Consider the following 19363-nt stretch of genomic DNA (forward strand, 5'->3'; position numbering starts at 1 on the left):
AGCGCTTCTAGCTGATAACCTCAACATAAAATTAGGCATTAGGAGTTCCTGTGGTAAAAGCGCGCATACTCATCATAGAAGATGATTTAGAGATCTCACGCTTGACCGCCATGTATCTGGAAGCGGAAGATTATGAGACTAAGATTATCAATGATGGCCTGCTAGGTATTGATGCCATTAGTGTCTATAAACCAGACCTGATCATTCTCGACCTGATGTTACCCGGTTTAGATGGTATTGAGATCTGCAAACAGTCCCGTCATTTCTATTTTGGCCCGATACTGGTACTAACCGCCTGCGCCGATGATATGAGCGAAGTCAGCCTGTTAAAACTGGGAGCAGATGATTATCTGACAAAACCCATACGCCCTCATGTGATGGTGGCGCGCATTGACGCCCTCCTTAGACGCGCCAGTAACCAGCCACCGAAGACGGAAGTGATAGCGATAGGACAGCTAAGGCTTGATACCGCCACCAGAGAGGTCAATTTAGGCGAGATCAAACCTGTGCTCACCGAAGCGGAATATGACATCTTACTTTTGTTGGCCTCAAACCCTGGCATTATCGTCTCCAGAGATGACTGCTGCCGCTCTTTGCGCGGTATAGAACATGACGCCAATGACAGATCTGTGGATATGCGAATTTCGGGTTTAAGAAAGAAACTTGGCGATATCACCGCACCTTATCACCTTATTTTAACCGTACGTAACAAGGGGTATATGTTAGTCAATGGCTAAACTTATTCCGCCACTATTTACCCGTCTCTACTTGGGGATCATACTGGCCTTGTTCGGCAGCATTATGATGACGCTATATTTCAGCGAAGAATCTATCACTAAGAGTGCCATGGTGGATTTTCATGCCGATACCCGTTACATCTTCGATGAGATCTCGTCCTCTATAAAACACAATGGCGCGGAGCCAGAAGCTTACATTCAATCCCTGCCCAAAAAACTACTGGTTTTCGATATCCGGTGGCTGAAAATATGGAACGGATCTCTAAAATGTGAAAACTGTAAATACTTATATACCTTAGATAACAACCTTATCTATGAACGTGATGATGAAAACCTGTTAGCGGTTTTCCCTCTGGCCAATAGCCGAGGTGCGATACTTATTGGTGACTTAAGTCACCACTCAGATTGGCCTGATAATCAGACCATTGATGAATTCAATATGGATAATTTGGCCAATATATGGCAAGAAACTCCAGAAGACTTACTGCCCTTGTTAATGCTATTGGTAGCCATCTTGGCCATAAGTGCTCCCCTCTATTTTCCTATTCGCCAGTTACAAAAGCAGATAAACCAACTTATCGACACTAACGAGCGATTTGGTCACGGCGAGCTTACGGTGCGCGCCTCTCACAATTTATCAGAGCCGGTGAGCTCCCTGGCAACGAGCTTTAACCAGATGGCCAACTCAATTACTGAAACCGTGACAGAAAACCAGATATTCGCCCAGGCCGTCCCCCATGAGATGCGCACTCCTCTAAGCCGTATACAACTTGCCACAGGTCTATTACGAAAGAGCTGTACAGAGCCACAACAAGTTGCCTTGCTAGATAATATCGATACCTACATAGATGATATTGATGAGCTCACCAAGCAAGTACTGACTTTTTCTAAACTCAATGCCATCACCAGTGAAGGTAATGCCGCCAGCAAGAAGCTCATTGAACTCGAGCCATATTTAGATGAGCGCATAATTCAACTGAATCAAGAACAAACCAAGCAAGTGATCCTCTATTGTCATCAACAGCAATTGGAGTGCGATCCAGTTTGTCTGCGCTTAATGTTTGATAACTTAGTTAAGAATGCCATCAGATACGCCAAATCCACCGTCATCATCTCTGTTGAAATGAAGCAAGACTTAGATGCCAGTCACGCCTCGAAAAAGAAAAGTTCAAGGTCAAAAATGAGCAGAAGAGCGAATCAAGCCAATGCGCAGCTAATCATCACTGTTGCAGATGATGGACCGGGAATAGCGAAGGAAGATTTCGACACCATATTTATCCCCTTCTCCCGTTTAGACAAGAGCCGTAATCAACAAACAGGTGGTTTAGGGCTGGGACTCGCCATCGCTAAATCTGCAACTAAACGCATGTCTGGTGAGTTAAGCGTGAGCCGAAACCCCGAAGGCGGTGCCAGGTTTTGCTGCCGTTTACCAAGTGGTCATTAACTCGAAGGCATTAGCAGAGGCCATTTAGCTCGTCTTCGTCTGAGGACTGGACTTCTTCACCAGTTCGGCGAGTTGAATCGTTAATTGGGCTACTTGTAGCTTGAGGTCCTTGCTCTTTTCTTTACCTGAATCACTCCTGTCACTAACAGATCTCTTCAACAATTCCTTGGTCACCTTCAATTTTTTCTGCAAACGTTCCAGCTGTTGTCCGCTTGACGACTTGGAGCGACTCGATTCAGCCACACCTGTGTTGCTCTTACCTTTTGCAGTTTGACCATGAAGTTGACTTCCCAGCGCCTTTGACAATGCGGTCTGACCCTCCTTAGATATCGAAACATGATCACTCGCAGAGTCCTTATTAACCGCTGAAGAAGTAACAGCAGTGATACTCTCCTCTACTTGCTGGCCATTGCTTGCACTATCAACATGACTCGCTCTAGCCTTAACCGATACATTTGATAAACTTACTTCAACCTCAGATCTATGATTCCCCATTTTGGCAACATTCATACCATTCCCTTTGTTTAAAAAGTGGCTATTTACGATAAAAATCCAACCAGCTCTGACCTGCACTTGCGAAGACAGCTTGATTACTTGGATCCCAACTCGATCTATGACTAGCTTCTCAATTCTGAGATAAGTATTCAGTAAGCGTATGTAAGCAAGGAAATAACCAGGTTATAATTTCAAAGTAAATTCAAACTCTGCACTGTTTTCCATAGCAAGTTATGGCATAAAAGCAATGATCTGATCAGAATGCTTTATAACAGATGAATTAAATACAACTAGATAAGGGAGTCGTGGCCTCTTTTAAAGTCACTCAGCACAAAGGTAAACAACAAAAAGCACTCCCAAAAAGTGTATTTTACCTATTTTAAAACTCCGCTATTGATTGCCATCGACACGCCTAGACACAGATGTAACTATTCCGTTGATATGCTAGAATATTGTAAATAATAGCGGCTTCATTGTGAATGATGTGCTTTATGTTATTGAGTGTACTTCAGAGTTGAAATTACCAACGTAATCGTTTGATTTAGATTACTTTTAAAATAAAAACCAGCAATAAAACGTACACCTATTCATTGGTTGTAAAAACATTATCTTGCCCCTCTTAAACTTGGGCGCTAACAGCTAAGGCTATTGGAAGAAGATGGGGTACTCAACAATCACAATTAGAAGAACGAAAAGAGCAATAATGTGAAAAAAATGAGCATGGGTATTATTCGGACCATTCTGTTGTCCTTGATGATGACTCCTGGAATTGCAGCAGCATCCGACATTGCCAGCAGTGTCGGCAGTGGCGTAGAAAATCGCCTCGCCGATGGCGGCTACTTTGAACTCGGTGCCAGTGTTTATGGCGTTAATAAGATTGATGTACGCCAAACCAATCACGAATCAGTGCAACCTTCGCTATTGATCAGTGGTATGTACCAATACAAAGGATTATTTGTGGAGATGATCCACCAATCTCAGGATGGAGTTAATCTGGGATATAACTTCTGGAACTCGGAAAACTGGTCCTTAGATCTACTGCTAGCCAATCTGCAAACCTCCTGGAGCCGCCCCGAAGATATAGATCCCAGCATGCTTGATGAAGCCGGCCGCAACGCCTACCTGATGTCGGAGGAATCCCTCTACATAGGAGCAGGTTTTCGCGCCACCCGCTATTGGGGTGACCGCTATGTTTTCCAATACAGATTAGTGAGTGATTACTACGATGGTCAGGGGATCATGAGTACCGCCCGGCTGGGTGCATCCTGGCAGGTTCGTAACTGGAATTTCCACGCCTTGGGCAGCATAGAATACTCATCAGCCACATTGAACCGTTACCTTTTTGGCGTCAGCAACGAGGAAGCGACTGAGCAGTTCCCCGAATATCAGCCAGGCAGCTCCTTTAATTACGGCGTGGAGTTGGGAGTAGCGTACCCTCTGAGTGAGAGTTTCGTATTCCGTGCCATGTATCGCCTCAACGTGCTGTCTGATGAAGTGACTGACAGCCCCTTTAACCAGACTGATTATGTGTCGTTTTTTAACGCCTCCATCAGTTATGTGTTTTAGGCGGGCGAGATGAATAAATTCAATCAATGGTTGGCTTTGGCGTTGCTGGGAGTCCCCATAACAGCCTGGAGTCAGGACAATACAATTGCCTTTACCGCCACTCCCAAGCGATGCATCGCCTTGCACAAAGGCCAGACTTGCTATCAGGATGTGCTGTTCCGTTGGCAGACACCACAGAGTGGTCAATATTGTCTGGTACAGAGCAAAGATCAACGCAAGCTTACATGTTGGAATGGCAAAGCTATTCAGCAGTATCAGTACAGTTTTGAAGGGGATAAGACCACCACATTCAGTCTGATCCACATTGATGAAACACGACCGCTGGCACAATTAAAAGTGGTAGTGACCTGGGTTTATAAGGCCCCTAAACAGAGTGGATCCGGTTGGAGATTATTTTAAGCATGCCAGTTGCAAAGCAGATATTGGTGGTAGAAGACGATGCCTCACTCGCGGAGTGGATTTGTGACTATTTACTGGATCATGGCTACGGAGTAACACTGGCGAGCCAAGGTGATTATGCGCTGGAGATGATCGCCGAAGAGCAACCTGATTTGGTGTTGCTGGACGTAATGATACCGGTTAAAAACGGCTTCGATGTGTGCAAGGAAGCGAGGGAATTTTATTCCAAACCTATCCTGTTTATGACAGCCTGCAGCGAAGACGGGGACGAGATTCAGGGACTGGATGTTGGGGCCGATGATTACCTCACTAAGCCAATCCGTCCGAAGGTACTGCTGGCACGTATCAAGGCATTATTACGCCGTACCAGCGATGAGGAGGTTAAACAGCAATTGGTGTTTGGTTCCTTGGTGCTGAACGCGACAGCCAAATCGGTCACCATTGAGCAGCAGCCAGTGGGCCTAAACGCCAATGAATTCGATGTACTGTGGCAATTGGCATTGAAGGCCGGCACCATAGTCAGTCGCATCGAACTGGTGTCCCATCTGAGGGGAATTGAATACGACGGTCTGGATCGCTCAATAGACATCCGCATTTCCCGCTTGCGTAAGAAACTGCAAGAAGCCCAGCAGCAACCCTATAAAGTCAAAACTGTTCGCGGCAAGGGGTACCTTTTCTGTCGCGATGACAGTGAGCCAACGTCATGAAAAAATTGATAGCCTCTCTGGTGTTAGTGGTGCTGACCACCATCGCCAGCCTAGGCTGGTCAATCAGCGAATTTGCAGCCCTTCAGAACCCTGATACCGATAATCCCAGTGTCACTAACCGTCTTACTGCACTGAAACTCATGGGCAGCACGCTGGCACAGAGCCTAGATAACGACACCGCCCACATAGATCTATTTATTGATAACTGGAATCAGCACAATTCCGAGCAGTTATCCTTGGTAACCGAAGCGGAGTTCGGCTTGCCGGCCCCCTTGAAGGCACAATTCGATAAAGAGGCAGCCCTGCTACTCGAATCTGACGAAGGGATTTCACTGCATTACCGAATGCCCAACACAGGTCAAATACTGAACATCAATACCGAGCTGATGACACCAATAGATGCCAATTGGGGCCTGAATAAACTGTATACCATGCTGTTCTATATTGGCGTGGTGGTGATTCTGCTGGTATGGGTATCCCCACTTATCCGGCGACTGGTGAACCTAAGTAAGGCGACACAGGCATTTGGCATGGGTGAATTACAGCAACGAATTACGGTGAGCAAAACATCTTATATTGGCTCCATTGAAACCGAATTTAACCGCATGGCGGATCGTATTCAGCAATTGCTGGATGACAACAAACTGCTCAGCCGAGCGGTATCCCACGACCTGAAAACCCCCATTGCCCGCCTAAGATTTGGCATCGAAGCGCTGGAAGAAACTCAAAATGAACAGCTACGAGTCAAGTACTTCCAACGGCTAAACCGGAATCTTGACACCATGGAAGAGTTGGTAATGACACTACTCAGTTATGCCCGCCTGGATCAAGGCAACATTCAGCCGGACTGGCAGCCCATTGAACTCAATACCTGGTTGCAGGAAAAACTGACTGGCCAGACCGTCCAAGAACACCCAGTCGACTTCGTGCCCTATGGGAAACCACTGACTGTCAGCACAGATCCTAAATACCTATCGATGCAGGTGAATAACCTCCTCAGCAATGCTCAACGTTTTGGGCATTCACAGATTAGGCTAACAGTGGCTATTGAAGAGGACGTACTATGGGTACATATCGACGACGATGGCCAAGGCATCGATGCTCAGGAAGCAGACCAAGTGATAAAACCCTTTGTGCGAGGCCAGCAAAGCCGAGAGAATGCCGGTCACGGTATGGGCCTGGCCATAGTCGATCGTATCGGCTCTTGGATGGGGTCAACACTGTGTATTGGTAGAGCACCCGAATTGGGTGGAGCCCGCATGTCGTTACGGTTTGAGTCATTCTCGTAAGCGGCTAACTTAAATAAAAATAGTCTAAAATTTAAGATAGCCCCACAAATATCCAGATAAATTCTAGTCAGGCAAGATAATTCCTACAGTGAACAAATCACTGTTTGGTTATGTTCCAATGTCTTCCATTGGTATCTTGAAATTTATCAAGAGAGGTAAATATCCCTCGTTTAACCTCTCTGTAATTAATCAAAAAGAGCTATTTACCAGTCAACTTTTAAACCCTATACCGTTAAAGGTTAAGCCGTTTGGATTATGTCGCAAACGGATACCTAACCTTAAATATGAGACAGCCTACTCCCGCGATCTATTTTTAACCTATTATTTTTAACCTATATAGCCTTAGAGATCCCCTCATTTTTCAATTTTAAATAATCCCGAAAATTGAACGGTAAATAGGCTGGTTTTTAAGGTAACGATAAAAATTATCCATTAGAGGTTCTGCCCACTCTTCTCGCATCGTGGGTAACAGTTCATAGTAAATACAACCTTGGCGAAACAGAGAGTATGAGCGAGTTTTACTGGTATTTGCCTTTATTGTCTTTTCCAAGTCAGCATCCTCGCCCGCTTTTCCTAGTAGCGTCAGCAAGCCTATCGCCAAGGCGCTTAGCAAAAACAACCGGTCTCTACGTACCGGGGAACGCGTGTAGGTGGCACTCATCCCCATGCCAAAACGATAGTCTTTAATGTCACGAAAAGTCGTCTCTATCCCCCAACGTTTCCCATATAAAGTCAACATCTTGCTACTCACTAGGTCACGTCGACTTGATGCTAAATACCAAGCTTCTTTCATGCCTTTTTTCTTGGTGCAAATGACCCGAGCGACTGCTTGCTTATTACCCGTTATTTGAACGTCCTTAAGGGTTCTTGTTATGCCGCTGGGTAATAGCCAGTCCTTTACTGGAAACAGCTCTCCTACCGCATCGGTGACTTTGATATTAGCCTTAATTCTAATGATGAAGTCAAAACCCAGCTCATGTTCAATGAAGTTAAATAGTGCCGTATCACTAAAGCCTCTATCAGCAACAATTGTCACTTTAACATCCTCTGCAACGATCGACCTTAACTTAACCAACAACTCATCTTCATGGTTGTTTCTATTACCTTTTAAAGCATGTTTACGATGGGTTTTCCATAGCAGTGGCGTGTTACGTCCATGGGTTGTTTGCATACTCAGTACGATGGTTGAATGGTCGTCTGAATCAAATTCAGTCCAATCGAGAGAGACCACTATCTCTTTGCGTGCACCGATAATATAAGGCCCCCAGGAGTCCAGTAATTGCCAGACGTTTAACTTTGTATTACTGAGTAATCGGTCTACTTGTTTAATAGCAGACTTACGCTTAAGTTTATTGGCTTGGGCTAAGCCAGCGCCAATGGCATGAATAGCGAGTGACCCCTTTTCAATCACTCCGTGAGCGGCATTAGCAAGTGAGGTGACCCTTTTAGCATGCATGTCATGGCCAAAGAGTTCATCGATGTGATTATGAATAAGGGCTTTATTTATCATGTTATAAATTTTAGAACATAGAGTGATTTGGCTTATTATACTCTGGAAGCCTTGCTGCCTCTGGTTATTATGAGGGGATGCTTAAGCTATATAGCACAAATTTTTTAATTTACTTCCGCGAAACCAAATTGTCTAAATTCCTCACAGGTCATCCAATGCTCCCCCTCAGCCGGAGCAGCGTTTAGTGTAAATAAATAAAATGGAATACCTTTCTTACCTAACATTTTATTGAAGTAAGACCCTTGTTTATGATGACTTTCATTGGAAAATGGAATCTCTAACGCAACTTTTCCGTCACCGGCCCAACTATGAACTCCAACCTGTTTATGCAAACTAATTTCAATATCACTATTTTTACTGTTAACGACTCTCTCAACGCCTGCAGAGAATAAATCGGTCCCTCCTGAAAATACAGAACCATTAACACTAACTATAGTGTTCATTCGTCGTTCCCTAATCAGCAGGCCTGTATACATGTTAATATCATCATCACTGGAACCATCAATGATACTGTCAAAGACGAGTGTCATTTTTAAAGCTGGATCTAAACTATTAACCAAGTGTTCTAATTTAAGATAGCTTGAAAATCCGAGATCAGAACTCTCGTCAAACTTAGGGAAAACATTAACAGTTTTTAAAGTAACGCTACTATCAGTCGACTCTAGAACCTCAAAAGAAGTAGAGCCCATCACATTTACATATTCTGAAAACTCTAATCTCACATCATTCCCATTTAGAGTTGATTGAATCAATATTAAATCTTCATTTTCACTTCGCTTATCGGCCGAGCAGCTAAATAACTTACTTTCCGTTTGGAAAAACAATACACAAGACTGAGCTTTCTTCGTATTCTCTAAGGAGGGGATAAACATATCTATTTTATCTCCTGCATCGTTCTTTATTTTAAGTAAATCAAAAACATTAACTTTTCCTGTTTCATCCTTAAAACGAATTGTTTTTCCATATAATAAAGAAAAAGAATCGTCACCTACCGATAATTTAAATGAACTTAAAATATTCTGACGTTCTGAAATTATGTTATCTTTATCTGTTGTGAAGTCATAATCGATTTTAGGCTCTTTTAAAGGTGCTGACCCTGAGTCTCCGCAAGCCGATAACAATATAATACTTAAGCTAAAAGTCGCTATTTTTTTGATCATTTCTATTGCCTTATAACAAGTACCCATCAAATAGCAGACGTGAGTGTCGACTCTACTTATTCTCAAGATTTCCATCCTAAACATTGATGCACCTTTCCTTTCTATTCACGTAGGTTTCATCCTTTTACTATGAGCCTGAAACTCTACGCTTTCCCTCTGAATCTGGAATCGAGTAGCGGTGCATACTGATAACTCAAAGGTTCAAGCTGAGTAGTCAATATGGATATTACGCTCAGTAAATATCTCGGTAGCACGAGCAAGGATAGAGTAGAGAGCGCCTGTCAACAGTGGCAGGCGCGGATTGATGCAGTAAGTTACCCTTCGACACTCACATGACTAAGGATGTAATTAGTGTCGTATACACGTGAAGTGGCATTGTCAGGTTTGCTATTCAGCCCGGTCACTTCGACCACTACCGAGGTCTCTTTGTTCGTTGTCGAGCTGCCCCACAGCAGACTACTGCTGCTGTCCGCCACGCCGAACTGGCCCACTGAGTCGCGATCGGTTTGCTCACGAGTGAAAGTAAAGTAAGAGTAGCCTGCCTGTTGGCACAGCTCCGCCGATTTACGCATGATGTACTTGCGCGCTAATGCCCGATCTGTGTTGGTGTTACCCACAAAGCTTATCTGCCAACCGTCAGGTGCAATCTGTACGGTTTCAAATCCTTTGCCGAAAGACCAAAAGTCCTTTTCGGTATCATAGGGAGTCGCACAAGCTGACAGCAATAGCGCCAGTCCAGCACACAGCCATAAGTGTTTAAATGATTTCATATTTTGACCCTATTAGAAGCTGTAGCTCACGCCTAGCGTTGTTACCCACTGGTTACTGCTGTCCACCAAAGGGGAATCTGCCATATTGGATGCCAGATGCGAGTATCCAGTAGATTGGGTGATGTCTAAGTGTTTCGTGACCGGGATGACCATGGCATAACCCACATTGTAGGCTAAGCTACCGCTGCTCTGATAAGCCGTACGCTGCGGGGTAACTTCCGAGCGAGACACGCCTGTGTAATAGTTTACGTAGTCTTTGCTGAAGTAATGCACACCAGCGTAAGGTACGATATTGGCGAAGCCCAGATCCATTGGGTGGTAATAGGTCATATCAGCCTGATAGCCTTTATAAACACCGGTGACATCGTGCTGAAATTTAGTCGATAAGGTGCCTTTTCCCAGATGGATATCGGCGTTTAAACCCAGATCACCGCTAATCTTGCGATCCTTCATTCCTATTAAAATATCGGCATCGTCGGAGTCGAAACCAGGATTGGCAACCAAAAAGGCGCTGAAATTGACTAAACTGTCGTTGTCGCCGAAAAAACGATAGTTAATACCGGTCAGATCGATGTTGAAGTCTTCACCGTGGTAACCTCCGTTCAGGTAGGCACCAGTCTTGTGGTCCTGATCTTTATAGAACTCGCTACCAGTAGCAACGCCAGCACCAGCGAAAAACTGCCCCTGATGGCTGTAAATGTTACCGTTGCGTATGTAGGTATTGCTTTCAGCCATGGCGTGGCTAGACATCAAAGTGACTGAGATAATTAAGCATAACTTTTTCATTTTTTGATCCTGTTTACATCTGTCGAATGACTGTGGGGGCACTATATTCCACTTGCAGACAGCACTCTGTATCCAAATGTAACCTGAGATCGTTTGAGGTCAGTAGCCACCACTCATAATGTTATATCTGCCAGCTCTCTATAAATAACTGTACTTCTAGCCACTTAGTTATCCTGTTTCACCTTGATGCTCCCCACGTGAAACTCAAAACCCACTCGATTTTCACAACCCTACAACTCAAATTATTTCAATATGTTAACAGTATATTGAATGTCAATCCCATGGAGCCTAAAGCAAAAGTGATAATTTACCCCTTGTCTTTCTTATACGAGTTTTGCTATAACAATAGGGACGAATCAATTCCCTCGAGGAAAGGTAATGAAACGATTAATTGCAGTTGAGATAACCACCACCACATCAACCTAGAGTTGTTGTGTTGGCATTGTAATTACCGATTTATTACGCAAAAAATGGCTAACATGATTTCATGTTAGCCATTTTAGTTTTACCGCGCTTATTTTGATTTCATGTTGGTCTCCACTTAAGTAACGGAGATAAACAAGATGAAAAACGAACACAGAAAAATAGGCAGTGAACTTGAGCTATTTAGCCTCTCGGACTATGCGTCCGGCATGGTGTTTTGGTACCCCAAAGGTTATGCAATCTACCGTAAAGTAGAGGCCTACCTCAGAGATATTCAAGAACAATATCATTACCGTGAGATCCGCAGCCCCATCTTGGCCAACAGCCAATTATGGGATAAATCTGGCCACCTTGATAAGTTCAGAGACGACATGTTTCTGCTGCAAAGTGACGGGCAAGAACAGGCACTTAAGCCGATGAATTGCCCCTTTCACATAGAGATGTTCAATCAACTGTGTCAGTCTTATCGCCAGCTACCTCTCAGGCTTTCGGAATTTGGTCTGTGTCATCGCAATGAGGCATCTGGGGCGCTAAATGGCCTGTTAAGACTGAGAAGTTTTAATCAAGATGACGGTCATGTATTTTGCCGTGAACAGCAGATCCAATCTGAACTGATGTCCTTTGTCGAGATGCTCTATCGAGTCTATGACAAATTCGGTTTCGATGCCGATAGCATAGAAGTCAGCATCTCACTACGCGCTAGCAATAAGGCTGGCAGCGAAGATGCCTGGGATCGCGCCGAACAATACCTGCAAGATGGCCTCGAGCAGCTCAATATCCCCTTCCAACTCCAGCCCAATGAAGGTGCCTTCTACGCCCCTAAGGTCGAATTCGCCCTGAAGGACTCTCTGGGACGAAAATGGCAGTGCGGCACTTTCCAGTTAGACTTTGTATTGGCCGAAAGGATGGATGCTACATTTATCAACGAAGAAGGACAAGCTGAATACCCGGTCATACTCCACCGAGCGGTGTTGGGATCATTGGAGCGATTTATCGCCATCTTGCTGGAACATTATCAGGGCAAGCTGCCTCTGTGGTTAAATCCTAATGCCATTTCGGTATTACCTATCTCCGATAGCCATATTGCTCAAGCAGATATTGTCTATGACAGGCTTAAAAGCTTAGGTTACCAAGTCTGCATTGATAAGAGCCAAGACTCGGTAGGCTATAAATTAAGGCAACATTTCAAGCAAAAAGGCCTCTACTGTCTCATCATAGGCGATGAAGAGATAGAACAAGGTAAGGTCACAGTCAGGCAGAAGAAATCTAATGCCAAGATGAGTCTGCAAGACTTCATCGATAGTTTGGAGGCCGCCTAATACCACCACAAGTCAGCGACTCAGTTATCTGAGTCCAGTTCAAGGAGCTGGGTATACTGAGAGTTTAACCCTTAGCAAAAAATTAACGGCAGCGGCGTCATATCCACCCGCTGCCTTCTTACAAAGCTCTCCCCCATAATGCTTCCTCTCAAATCAGCACTCTAAGCCCAACATTCTAAACCCAACGAATTCAAAACAATCGGTATAACGTCATAAATCCTTAGTCATAATTTGATATTCTCCTCCTAAGTTGACTGAAAATAGAAGGGAGCGACATATCAGCTCCTTCCCCATGGATTGCCTCTAAAAATAACGGATGTACGTATGAAAAAATATGACTTCAGGCCCTATGCGCTGCTACTGACGCTCGCAACAAGCTTGTTACTGACGGCCTGTAATAACGACAAGGATAATGACGACCCTCAAGCAAAGGTTGCAGCACAGGTCGGGCCCAGACCTCTGTTTCTTGTGCGTCAGATGCAAGACAGTGAGCTCAAGACACAACTGGAACAATGCACCAGTGACAATTTCTACCGCAGTGACTTCTCCATAGGTCACCGCGGCGCGCCGATGCAGTTCCCCGAGCACACCAGAGAATCCTACCAGGCGGCCATCGACTCGGGCGCGGGCATAGTAGAATGCGATGTCACCTTCACCTCCGATAAGGCCTTAGTGTGCCGTCACTCCCAGTGCGATCTGGCGACGACCACCAATATATTGGCCATCCCAGAGCTTGCCAGTCAGTGCACTAGCTCTTTTACCCCCGCCGATCCTATCAATGGCGTAACAGCGAGTGCACAGTGCTGCACCAGTGATATCACCTTGGCCGAATTTAAGACGCTAAGAGGCAAGATGGATGGTGCGAATCCCAATGCCACCAGCGTCGAGGAATATATGGCAGGCACAGCTAACTGGCGAACGGATCTCTATTCCGGCAACGGTACCCTGATGACTCACCTCGAGAGTATCGAGATGTTCGACAAAGCCGGCATTAAGATGACCCCGGAGCTGAAAGAGGCCATGGTGCAGATGCCCTTCGATGGTTTTAGCCAGCAAGACTACGCCCAGAAGATGCTCGACGAATACACAGCCGCTGGGATAGATCCCGCTCGTGTCTACCCTCAATCTTTTCATCTCGAAGACATACAATATTGGATAGCCAGCGCACCAGAATTTGCTAGCCAAGCCGTGTTTCTCGATGACAGATACGATGATGCAGGTTTCGATCCCCAAAGCGAGACCAGTTGGGCCCCCTCCATGCCTGACTTGAAGGCTCAAGGCGTGGAAATAATCGCTCCGCCCCTATGGGTATTGGTCACGCTAGATAACGAAGGCAAACTCATTCCTTCTGAGTATGCCAATGCCGCCAACGACGCCGGACTGAAGATTATCGCTTGGTCACTGGAACGCTCCGGCTTGCTGGCCGACGGCGGTGGCTGGTACTACCAAAGCATCTCGGATGCCATAGACAATGAAGGCGATGTGTTCGAGTTACTGGACGTATTGGCTAAAGATATTGGTGTGATGGGGGTCTTCTCCGATTGGCCGTCGACCGTCACTTACTACGCCAACTGCACAAGTAAATAAACCAACAAAACGGGGCACTGGTTACTTCTGTGCCCCGCTCTCTTATCCCCAGCCACTGCTAGGCTCTAAGCTCCCACAGGTTTAATGCTAAGATTTATCACCCAATCCAAGCTATCTGTGGCCAGATACAGACGAGTGCTCGAGAGAAAATGTGTCATCTTTGAATACCTTTGAACCAATACCATCTGCCTCATATTGATCTTGATGAAAGCCAAATGGTGTTAAGAGAAATAAGGATAATTTAGGGTAATCAAACTGAGGCGGAGAAACTGTGGTATCGACGGGGAATTGATGATTAACTATTGATATTTACTCGTTTTGTCGATGGGCGCACATTATTAAAATGCTATGACTCTCGGTAACGGCATCCGGCAAGGATTAATCTACACAGGCATTAATATTTAACCGTTAATAAACAATCCATAATAATCCCCATATATATCATTATAAATAACCAGTCACTTTATTAAAGATTCATTTAAAAACTTATTTAAACGCGGAAGTTATAAAATAAGTAATTAGACTTAGCACTTTGGTTTCACTTACTCTATCGACAACCCATGTTTAGCCTGCAAATAAAGAGTAACAAGTTGATATCATGTGTATGCCCATATAGAAAAATAGTAGCATATCGAACATAAGCACTTAAATATCAAAGATAAAATCAACAACAAAAAGTAAAATGAACGAGTAATGAACAAGCCTAATTCATGACAAGCACAACCAACTAAATATACTAGCTCTCTTCTAATACCAAAATTATTACTCAATCTAGACCGTAAAACTAAAAACAAATAAAACAGAGACTTACCAATTATATATAAATAAATCTGGAATGTGACTTTTAAGTAACCACAAACTTAACAACTTGACAGATTTTATTCTAGATACTTAACTTCTCAAGCTGTTTAAATCCAGTAAACAAAATACATTTAACTTTTAAACTCATGAATAAGGATATTTATATGTTAGCTCCAATTACAGTCAAGGTCGGCGAACCAATAGTTATCACACTCGAGGATAACCCTTCTACGGGTTTTAATGTGTGTCTCACTGAATTACCTAGCTGCATCGCGCTAATAAGCGATGACTACATTCATGGTTCCAACCCCTTAGGCATGGTGGGAGTACCCGGCTCTCGCCGATTCACTTTCATTGCCACTAAGGCGGGTGAAGGTGCACTCAAGTTTAATAAAATTAAATTTACCCATCCAGAACTGACTATCTTAGATGCCGACCCCATGGAAAATCGCTTCGTGAGTGTCGAAGGCTAGCCATGTCATTGAGAATGCCGTTCACCTCTGTTGAACGGCATTCTTTATCAAATTGTTATACCTATGGGTATTGGTAACCTCTCTGGGTTATTGGCGACCAGTTTTTTTCAACTTCCTCTTTAAGAAACGCCTGCTTCTCTTTCGTCAGAGCTTCAACTGAGATCCCAATGGCTTGATGTGCCTTCTCCTTGGTGCTGATGTCGGGATAGTAAACATCCTTCACCTTCAGCACACGCAATATCTCTTTCAGCTTTTCACGGGAAAAGGTTGCCTGCTCAGTGGCCTTAGCCAGCAGTACCTTGCCCTCTTGTGGGTTATGAGCATAGAGACCATGAGAAGCCATGGCAAAATCCCAGCGCCACTGAGCATGACGAATGGCCATGATAGCATCGTTCATAGTTGGCCAACTTGCGCCAGCTACCCAGGCGGCTTTGGCTTCATAGTGCGCCTTTACCAGTAAGCTCTCTACATGTCGTGCGGCCTTATCTATGGCTTTCTTGTCTCTGTCTAACACCTTCTCAATCTTACTTTGACTGCCATGACAGCTGCTACAGGCTTTATCGAATTGCGCTAGTGCACTCCCCACCTTGTGGTTAGTATATTCCGTGCCATTTTTATCGGTCGCTGCCGGCATATGACAGGTAATACAGGTGACACCACGCTTAGCATGTTTACTGCGACTCCAATGTTCAAATTCCGGGTGGCGAGCCTTGAGGATGGGGGTCTTAGAGATAGGATGGATCCACTCATAGAAACGACGAGTGTCGTAATATTTTTCAATCGAATCGGCGTCATTACCAAATATCCAGGGGATGTTGACCTTGTTACTGCTCTCTGGCTGAAAGTAATAGCTCACATGGCATTGACCACAGACCTGAGCGCCTTGCATGCTAGTGTCTTGTTTATCGAACGGCAGATGAATCTTGGTCATGGCATCTTGTGCATGAGGCCTTGGCAGGGCTAACTCTTCAGACCCTTTAACGTGACAGTCGGTGCAGTAGACTACACTCTTTATCTCATGACCGAGATCGGTAAAGTTTTTCCCCGAAAAGCCCTGCACCCCAAGCTCATTCATTAACCTGGGCGCATCGGGGGTTTTACAGGTCCAGCAGCTGGCCGACAGGCCTTTAGTGCCTGATTCAGGTGTCACACCAGTTCTTAAAGTATGGGTTACATCGGCTACCGCAAATTGATGGCCTCTTGGGCTGTGATATTCCTTGGCAAATGAAGAGCCTGCCCACAAAATGATATTGGCCGGATAGTTGGCGAGCAAATCTTCGCGCTCGGCTTGCTCCTCTGTGGCTGCCCAGCTGTTGTACTGAGCAGGAAACTGAGCCTTATCCGCTGACTGCAGCAAATCGATTTCAGTATCAGCCAAAGATTGACCTGAGAACATCACACTCACCAAGAGAGTCACGTTTAATGCAGTCCGAGAAAGCCGTCTTATCATAAGATTGAATTACCTTAATTTTATCTACTGAAAATAGTCTAGATGAAAGGAAGAAAAGAAGATTCGAGCACAGGTTAAAAATGATAACCGGCGCTACTTTTTATCTAAAAAGAAGTATGTAAAGGCTATATCACCCAGGCCTTCCGTCGACGCGAGGGCGAGATAACACAGGTGTGTAATGCCAGACAAACAGGCCAAAGGCGATAAACCAAAGACCACCGGAGATCCACAGCCAAGTCTGATAATAAGCTGGCATTAAAGTTGGCATCAATGCTCTAAATATTGCCGCAAGCGCGATACTGGCAAAGGCTAGCGACATCTTTGGACCTGCATAAGTATTACGTCCGGTGTGACCCAGAGAAACCCGGGAGATCATCGACAGACAGATACCCGCCAAGGTACCGATAGCAAACAGATGCAGCAGATTACGATAGGCCAACAAATTATCTATGTTCCAGGCAGGCGCTATCAAGGTCACTGGCAGTAATAGATAACCTATATGTAGCGACCAAAGCATGGGCTCTTTCAGTGTCTTGTGTGGATTCCAGCGAGCCCACCTTATTAGATGAAGTACGCCAGCCACCACTAATAACCACAGCTCTACAGTCTTAGGAAAAAACTGGCCTATGGCTTGGATCACTAGCAGTAACATCACAGAGATTAGGAGATTCTCTAACAAAGGAATAGACGTGGGCTTCTCCTGCTTAATTCTAATCGCGGTAAAGAAAGGTATGACCCGCCCACCTACGATAGTGATGAGCAGTGCCATCCACCAGATCATCGCCTGCCAGATATGATTTGAAAGAATAAAGTCTCTCTCATTCAGAGCGTAGTAACTCAGTAAGTTAATGCATAAGGCCAGAAACAACATGATAGGAAAGCCTATATTGTGCCACTGTTTAACTTTATAGATGCTTGTCCAGAGTTTGAATGCGGTTAAGCCTAAGAAGAGTGAATCAAATAGAGCGGGGACTAATAGAGGAATATCGAAAGGAAGTAATAGCAAAACACGGGCGGTAAGCCAGCAAAAGAAAGTCACCCCTAAGCCAATTCCCGTCAAGCCGGGTTGATTGGTCCAGTTCTTCACCGCAGTTAGCAAGAAACCGGCGACTATCGCCATGGCGAAACCAAACAGCATCTCATGGGGGTGCCACCACAGTGGCACTACCTGGCTCCAGAACTCAGTCTGGAACAAGCTGTATTGCGGCATAAACCAGGTGACTAACCAGAGTGGGATATACAAGGCAGCTAAAATAGCGCCTCCTAAGAAGAAAGGCCTGAAAGCCAATCGCCAAATAGCCGGCGTCTTTTCTGTCACGGTAGGATCATCAATATTGAGCATCTGGGTCACCCCGCATTATAACAATCATTATTTTTACATCTTTATATTTTGACCCATTTTATGCCCGTGCTATGCACATGACAATCGATATAGGCCTGAATAACCCCCTTGATTGTTAAATCTGTGACATGTCCTCTTAATGGTTTAAATCTCAGGTTCTAATCTTAGTACGCGCCCCACTGACTTCATGCAATCTAATCTATGTCGACATTTTTTTCACTAAAAAGCCAATAGACTCCCATCTAGATAACCAAGCTCTCAGAACATAACGAGCCTTATCAAACTTAGATTGATGTATAAGAGCGAGCATAGCAATGATCCCAGCGACGACTAACCCCAAACATTTCTCTATCAGCAAGCACCTTACTTATCCCTTAATAACGTTTTTGTTAGTCGCTAGCTTGTTCGAATACTTTCAATTCGATCTATCAATAGCTCAGTTCATCTTCAATATTCAGGGAGGAGTCGATTATTGGCCATTAAGAGATCATTGGCTGACTGAAAATCTGCTCCATGAAGGCGGACGAAACTTTGTGATTCTGTTAGGTGTGCTATTGCTTTGCATGATAGGTACCAGTTTTAGACGCTCAACCTGGAGTAAATATAGACGTAGCCTGATCTGCCTGTTTATCAGCGCGCTAACCAGTATTTTACTGGTTAAATTTATCAAAGACTTCACCCATGTCAGCTGCCCTTGGGATGTCATTCAGTTTGGCGGAAGCGTCCCATACGTGCCCATCTTCAACGCCTTGCCCGAAGGAGAAAAATTGGGTCAATGTTTCCCCGGAGGTCATTCCAGCGGCGGTTATGCCTGGGTAGCCCTGTACTATTTCTTCCTCCAGGAAAAACCTCAATATCGTAAGCTAGGTTTAGCTATTGGACTCGGATTAGGCGGACTTTTTAGCCTGACTCAGCAATTTAGAGGAGCACATTTCTTCTCCCATGGGATCTGGAGCCTAGCCATATCCTGGTTTGTTGCTACAGCCTATTATTACCTATTATTTGTTCGCAATAAGGTTGAGAGTCAGCCAGTAAGAGAGCAGCAACTTGCTTAAAACCAATCAATATAAGATCAAAAAGGCGCAACCATGTGGCTGCGCCTTTT

17 protein-coding genes are annotated in these 19363 nt (G+C 44.7%); 10 read left to right on the forward strand and 7 right to left on the reverse strand.

Annotated elements, in window-relative coordinates:
* Positions 1–50: 50 nt before the first annotated feature.
* Positions 51–737, forward strand: coding sequence for a response regulator transcription factor (locus tag sps_RS20485; protein WP_077754201.1), 687 nt, complete (start codon positions 51–53; stop codon positions 735–737).
* Complete coding sequence (locus sps_RS20490) at positions 730–2181, forward strand: ATP-binding protein (RefSeq protein ID WP_077754202.1); 1452 nt, start codon at positions 730–732, stop codon at positions 2179–2181. Before sps_RS20485 ends, sps_RS20490 begins: the two co-directional genes overlap by 8 nt.
* 24 nt (positions 2182–2205) lie before the next feature.
* Here the strand turns inward: sps_RS20490 and sps_RS20495 are convergent, their stop codons facing one another.
* Positions 2206–2691 (reverse strand): hypothetical protein, encoded by a 486-nt coding sequence (locus tag sps_RS20495; protein ID WP_077754203.1) that lies wholly within the window; start codon positions 2689–2691, stop codon positions 2206–2208.
* 699 nt (positions 2692–3390) lie between these two features.
* Between sps_RS20495 and sps_RS20500 the strand changes: the two genes are divergently transcribed.
* Genes sps_RS20500 through sps_RS20515 form a run of 4 tightly spaced genes read left to right on the forward strand, consistent with a single transcriptional unit; the run spans position 3391 to position 6637 of the window.
* The gene (locus sps_RS20500) at positions 3391–4242 is read left to right on the forward strand and encodes a MipA/OmpV family protein (protein ID WP_418346772.1); all 852 of its coding nucleotides are present in this window, start codon (positions 3391–3393) and stop codon (positions 4240–4242) included.
* Between the two features lie 9 nt (positions 4243–4251).
* Complete coding sequence (locus sps_RS20505) at positions 4252–4641, forward strand: DUF3019 domain-containing protein (RefSeq protein ID WP_077754204.1); 390 nt, start codon at positions 4252–4254, stop codon at positions 4639–4641.
* Between the two features lie 2 nt (positions 4642–4643).
* Positions 4644–5348 carry a response regulator gene (locus sps_RS20510; protein ID WP_077754205.1) on the forward strand — a complete coding sequence of 235 codons (705 nt, stop codon included), beginning with the start codon at positions 4644–4646 and terminating at the stop codon, positions 5346–5348.
* Positions 5345–6637 (forward strand): ATP-binding protein, encoded by a 1293-nt coding sequence (locus sps_RS20515; RefSeq protein WP_077754206.1) that lies wholly within the window; start codon positions 5345–5347, stop codon positions 6635–6637. Before sps_RS20510 ends, sps_RS20515 begins: the two co-directional genes overlap by 4 nt.
* A 367-nt stretch (positions 6638–7004) precedes the next feature.
* Here sps_RS20515 and sps_RS20520 read toward each other — a convergent pair whose 3' ends face one another.
* The 4 genes from sps_RS20520 to ompV all read right to left on the reverse strand — a co-directional run bounded on the left by sps_RS20520 (position 7005) and on the right by ompV (position 10863).
* The gene (locus tag sps_RS20520; RefSeq protein ID WP_077751384.1) at positions 7005–8147 is read right to left on the reverse strand and encodes an IS4 family transposase; all 1143 of its coding nucleotides are present in this window, start codon (positions 8145–8147) and stop codon (positions 7005–7007) included.
* A 104-nt stretch (positions 8148–8251) separates the two neighbouring features.
* The gene (locus tag sps_RS20525) at positions 8252–9307 is read right to left on the reverse strand and encodes a hypothetical protein (protein ID WP_077754207.1); all 1056 of its coding nucleotides are present in this window, start codon (positions 9305–9307) and stop codon (positions 8252–8254) included.
* A 314-nt stretch (positions 9308–9621) separates the two neighbouring features.
* Positions 9622–10077 carry a CC0125/CC1285 family lipoprotein gene (locus sps_RS20530; protein ID WP_077754208.1) on the reverse strand — a complete coding sequence of 152 codons (456 nt, stop codon included), beginning with the start codon at positions 10075–10077 and terminating at the stop codon, positions 9622–9624.
* 12 nt (positions 10078–10089) lie between these two features.
* Entirely contained in the window at positions 10090–10863 is a 774-nt protein-coding gene (gene ompV / locus sps_RS20535; protein WP_077754209.1) for an outer membrane protein OmpV, read from the reverse strand.
* Positions 10864–11426: 563 nt separating this feature from the next.
* On the opposite strand from ompV, the gene thrS reads away from it, so the two are divergent.
* The 3 genes from thrS (at position 11427) to sps_RS20550 (ending at position 15466) form a co-directional block, all read left to right on the forward strand.
* Positions 11427–12605 carry a threonine--tRNA ligase gene (thrS, locus tag sps_RS20540; RefSeq protein WP_077754210.1) on the forward strand — a complete coding sequence of 393 codons (1179 nt, stop codon included), beginning with the start codon at positions 11427–11429 and terminating at the stop codon, positions 12603–12605.
* A gap of 324 nt (positions 12606–12929) precedes the next feature.
* A complete protein-coding gene (locus sps_RS20545; RefSeq protein ID WP_077754211.1) occupies positions 12930–14192 on the forward strand; it encodes a glycerophosphodiester phosphodiesterase family protein in 1263 nt (420 codons plus the stop codon).
* 965 nt (positions 14193–15157) lie between these two features.
* Positions 15158–15466, forward strand: coding sequence for a protease inhibitor I42 family protein (locus sps_RS20550; RefSeq protein ID WP_169915861.1), 309 nt, complete (start codon positions 15158–15160; stop codon positions 15464–15466).
* Between the two features lie 61 nt (positions 15467–15527).
* Here sps_RS20550 and sps_RS20555 read toward each other — a convergent pair whose 3' ends face one another.
* Both sps_RS20555 and sps_RS20560 read right to left on the reverse strand, forming a co-directional pair.
* A complete protein-coding gene (locus tag sps_RS20555; protein ID WP_149027435.1) occupies positions 15528–16862 on the reverse strand; it encodes an ammonia-forming cytochrome c nitrite reductase subunit c552 in 1335 nt (444 codons plus the stop codon).
* A 184-nt stretch (positions 16863–17046) separates the two neighbouring features.
* On the reverse strand, positions 17047–18258 hold the full coding sequence (locus sps_RS20560; protein ID WP_077754214.1) for an NnrS family protein: 1212 nt from the start codon (positions 18256–18258) through the stop codon (positions 17047–17049).
* 314 nt (positions 18259–18572) lie between these two features.
* Between sps_RS20560 and sps_RS20565 the strand changes: the two genes are divergently transcribed.
* A complete protein-coding gene (locus sps_RS20565) occupies positions 18573–19313 on the forward strand; it encodes a phosphatase PAP2 family protein (RefSeq protein WP_169915863.1) in 741 nt (246 codons plus the stop codon).
* Positions 19314–19363: the final 50 nt, after the last annotated feature.

It is taken from the genome of Shewanella psychrophila, assembly GCF_002005305.1.
Lineage (GTDB): Bacteria > Pseudomonadota > Gammaproteobacteria > Enterobacterales > Shewanellaceae > Shewanella > Shewanella psychrophila.

Coding starts and splice junctions, on each gene's coding strand:
- ompV (WP_077754209.1), bottom strand. CDS start 10,863: ATGAAAAAGTTATGCTTAATTATCTCAGTCACTTTGATGTCTAGCCAC.
- thrS (WP_077754210.1), top strand. CDS start 11,427: ATGAAAAACGAACACAGAAAAATAGGCAGTGAACTTGAGCTATTTAGC.
- sps_RS20505 (WP_077754204.1), top strand. CDS start 4,252: ATGAATAAATTCAATCAATGGTTGGCTTTGGCGTTGCTGGGAGTCCCC.
- sps_RS20560 (WP_077754214.1), bottom strand. CDS start 18,258: ATGCTCAATATTGATGATCCTACCGTGACAGAAAAGACGCCGGCTATT.
- sps_RS20550 (WP_169915861.1), top strand. CDS start 15,158: ATGTTAGCTCCAATTACAGTCAAGGTCGGCGAACCAATAGTTATCACA.
- sps_RS20520 (WP_077751384.1), bottom strand. CDS start 8,147: ATGATAAATAAAGCCCTTATTCATAATCACATCGATGAACTCTTTGGC.
- sps_RS20545 (WP_077754211.1), top strand. CDS start 12,930: ATGAAAAAATATGACTTCAGGCCCTATGCGCTGCTACTGACGCTCGCA.
- sps_RS20555 (WP_149027435.1), bottom strand. CDS start 16,862: ATGTTCTCAGGTCAATCTTTGGCTGATACTGAAATCGATTTGCTGCAG.
- sps_RS20530 (WP_077754208.1), bottom strand. CDS start 10,077: ATGAAATCATTTAAACACTTATGGCTGTGTGCTGGACTGGCGCTATTG.
- sps_RS20525 (WP_077754207.1), bottom strand. CDS start 9,307: ATGATCAAAAAAATAGCGACTTTTAGCTTAAGTATTATATTGTTATCG.
- sps_RS20495 (WP_077754203.1), bottom strand. CDS start 2,691: ATGAATGTTGCCAAAATGGGGAATCATAGATCTGAGGTTGAAGTAAGT.
- sps_RS20490 (WP_077754202.1), top strand. CDS start 730: ATGGCTAAACTTATTCCGCCACTATTTACCCGTCTCTACTTGGGGATC.
- sps_RS20510 (WP_077754205.1), top strand. CDS start 4,644: ATGCCAGTTGCAAAGCAGATATTGGTGGTAGAAGACGATGCCTCACTC.
- sps_RS20565 (WP_169915863.1), top strand. CDS start 18,573: ATGATCCCAGCGACGACTAACCCCAAACATTTCTCTATCAGCAAGCAC.
- sps_RS20500 (WP_418346772.1), top strand. CDS start 3,391: ATGAGCATGGGTATTATTCGGACCATTCTGTTGTCCTTGATGATGACT.
- sps_RS20515 (WP_077754206.1), top strand. CDS start 5,345: ATGAAAAAATTGATAGCCTCTCTGGTGTTAGTGGTGCTGACCACCATC.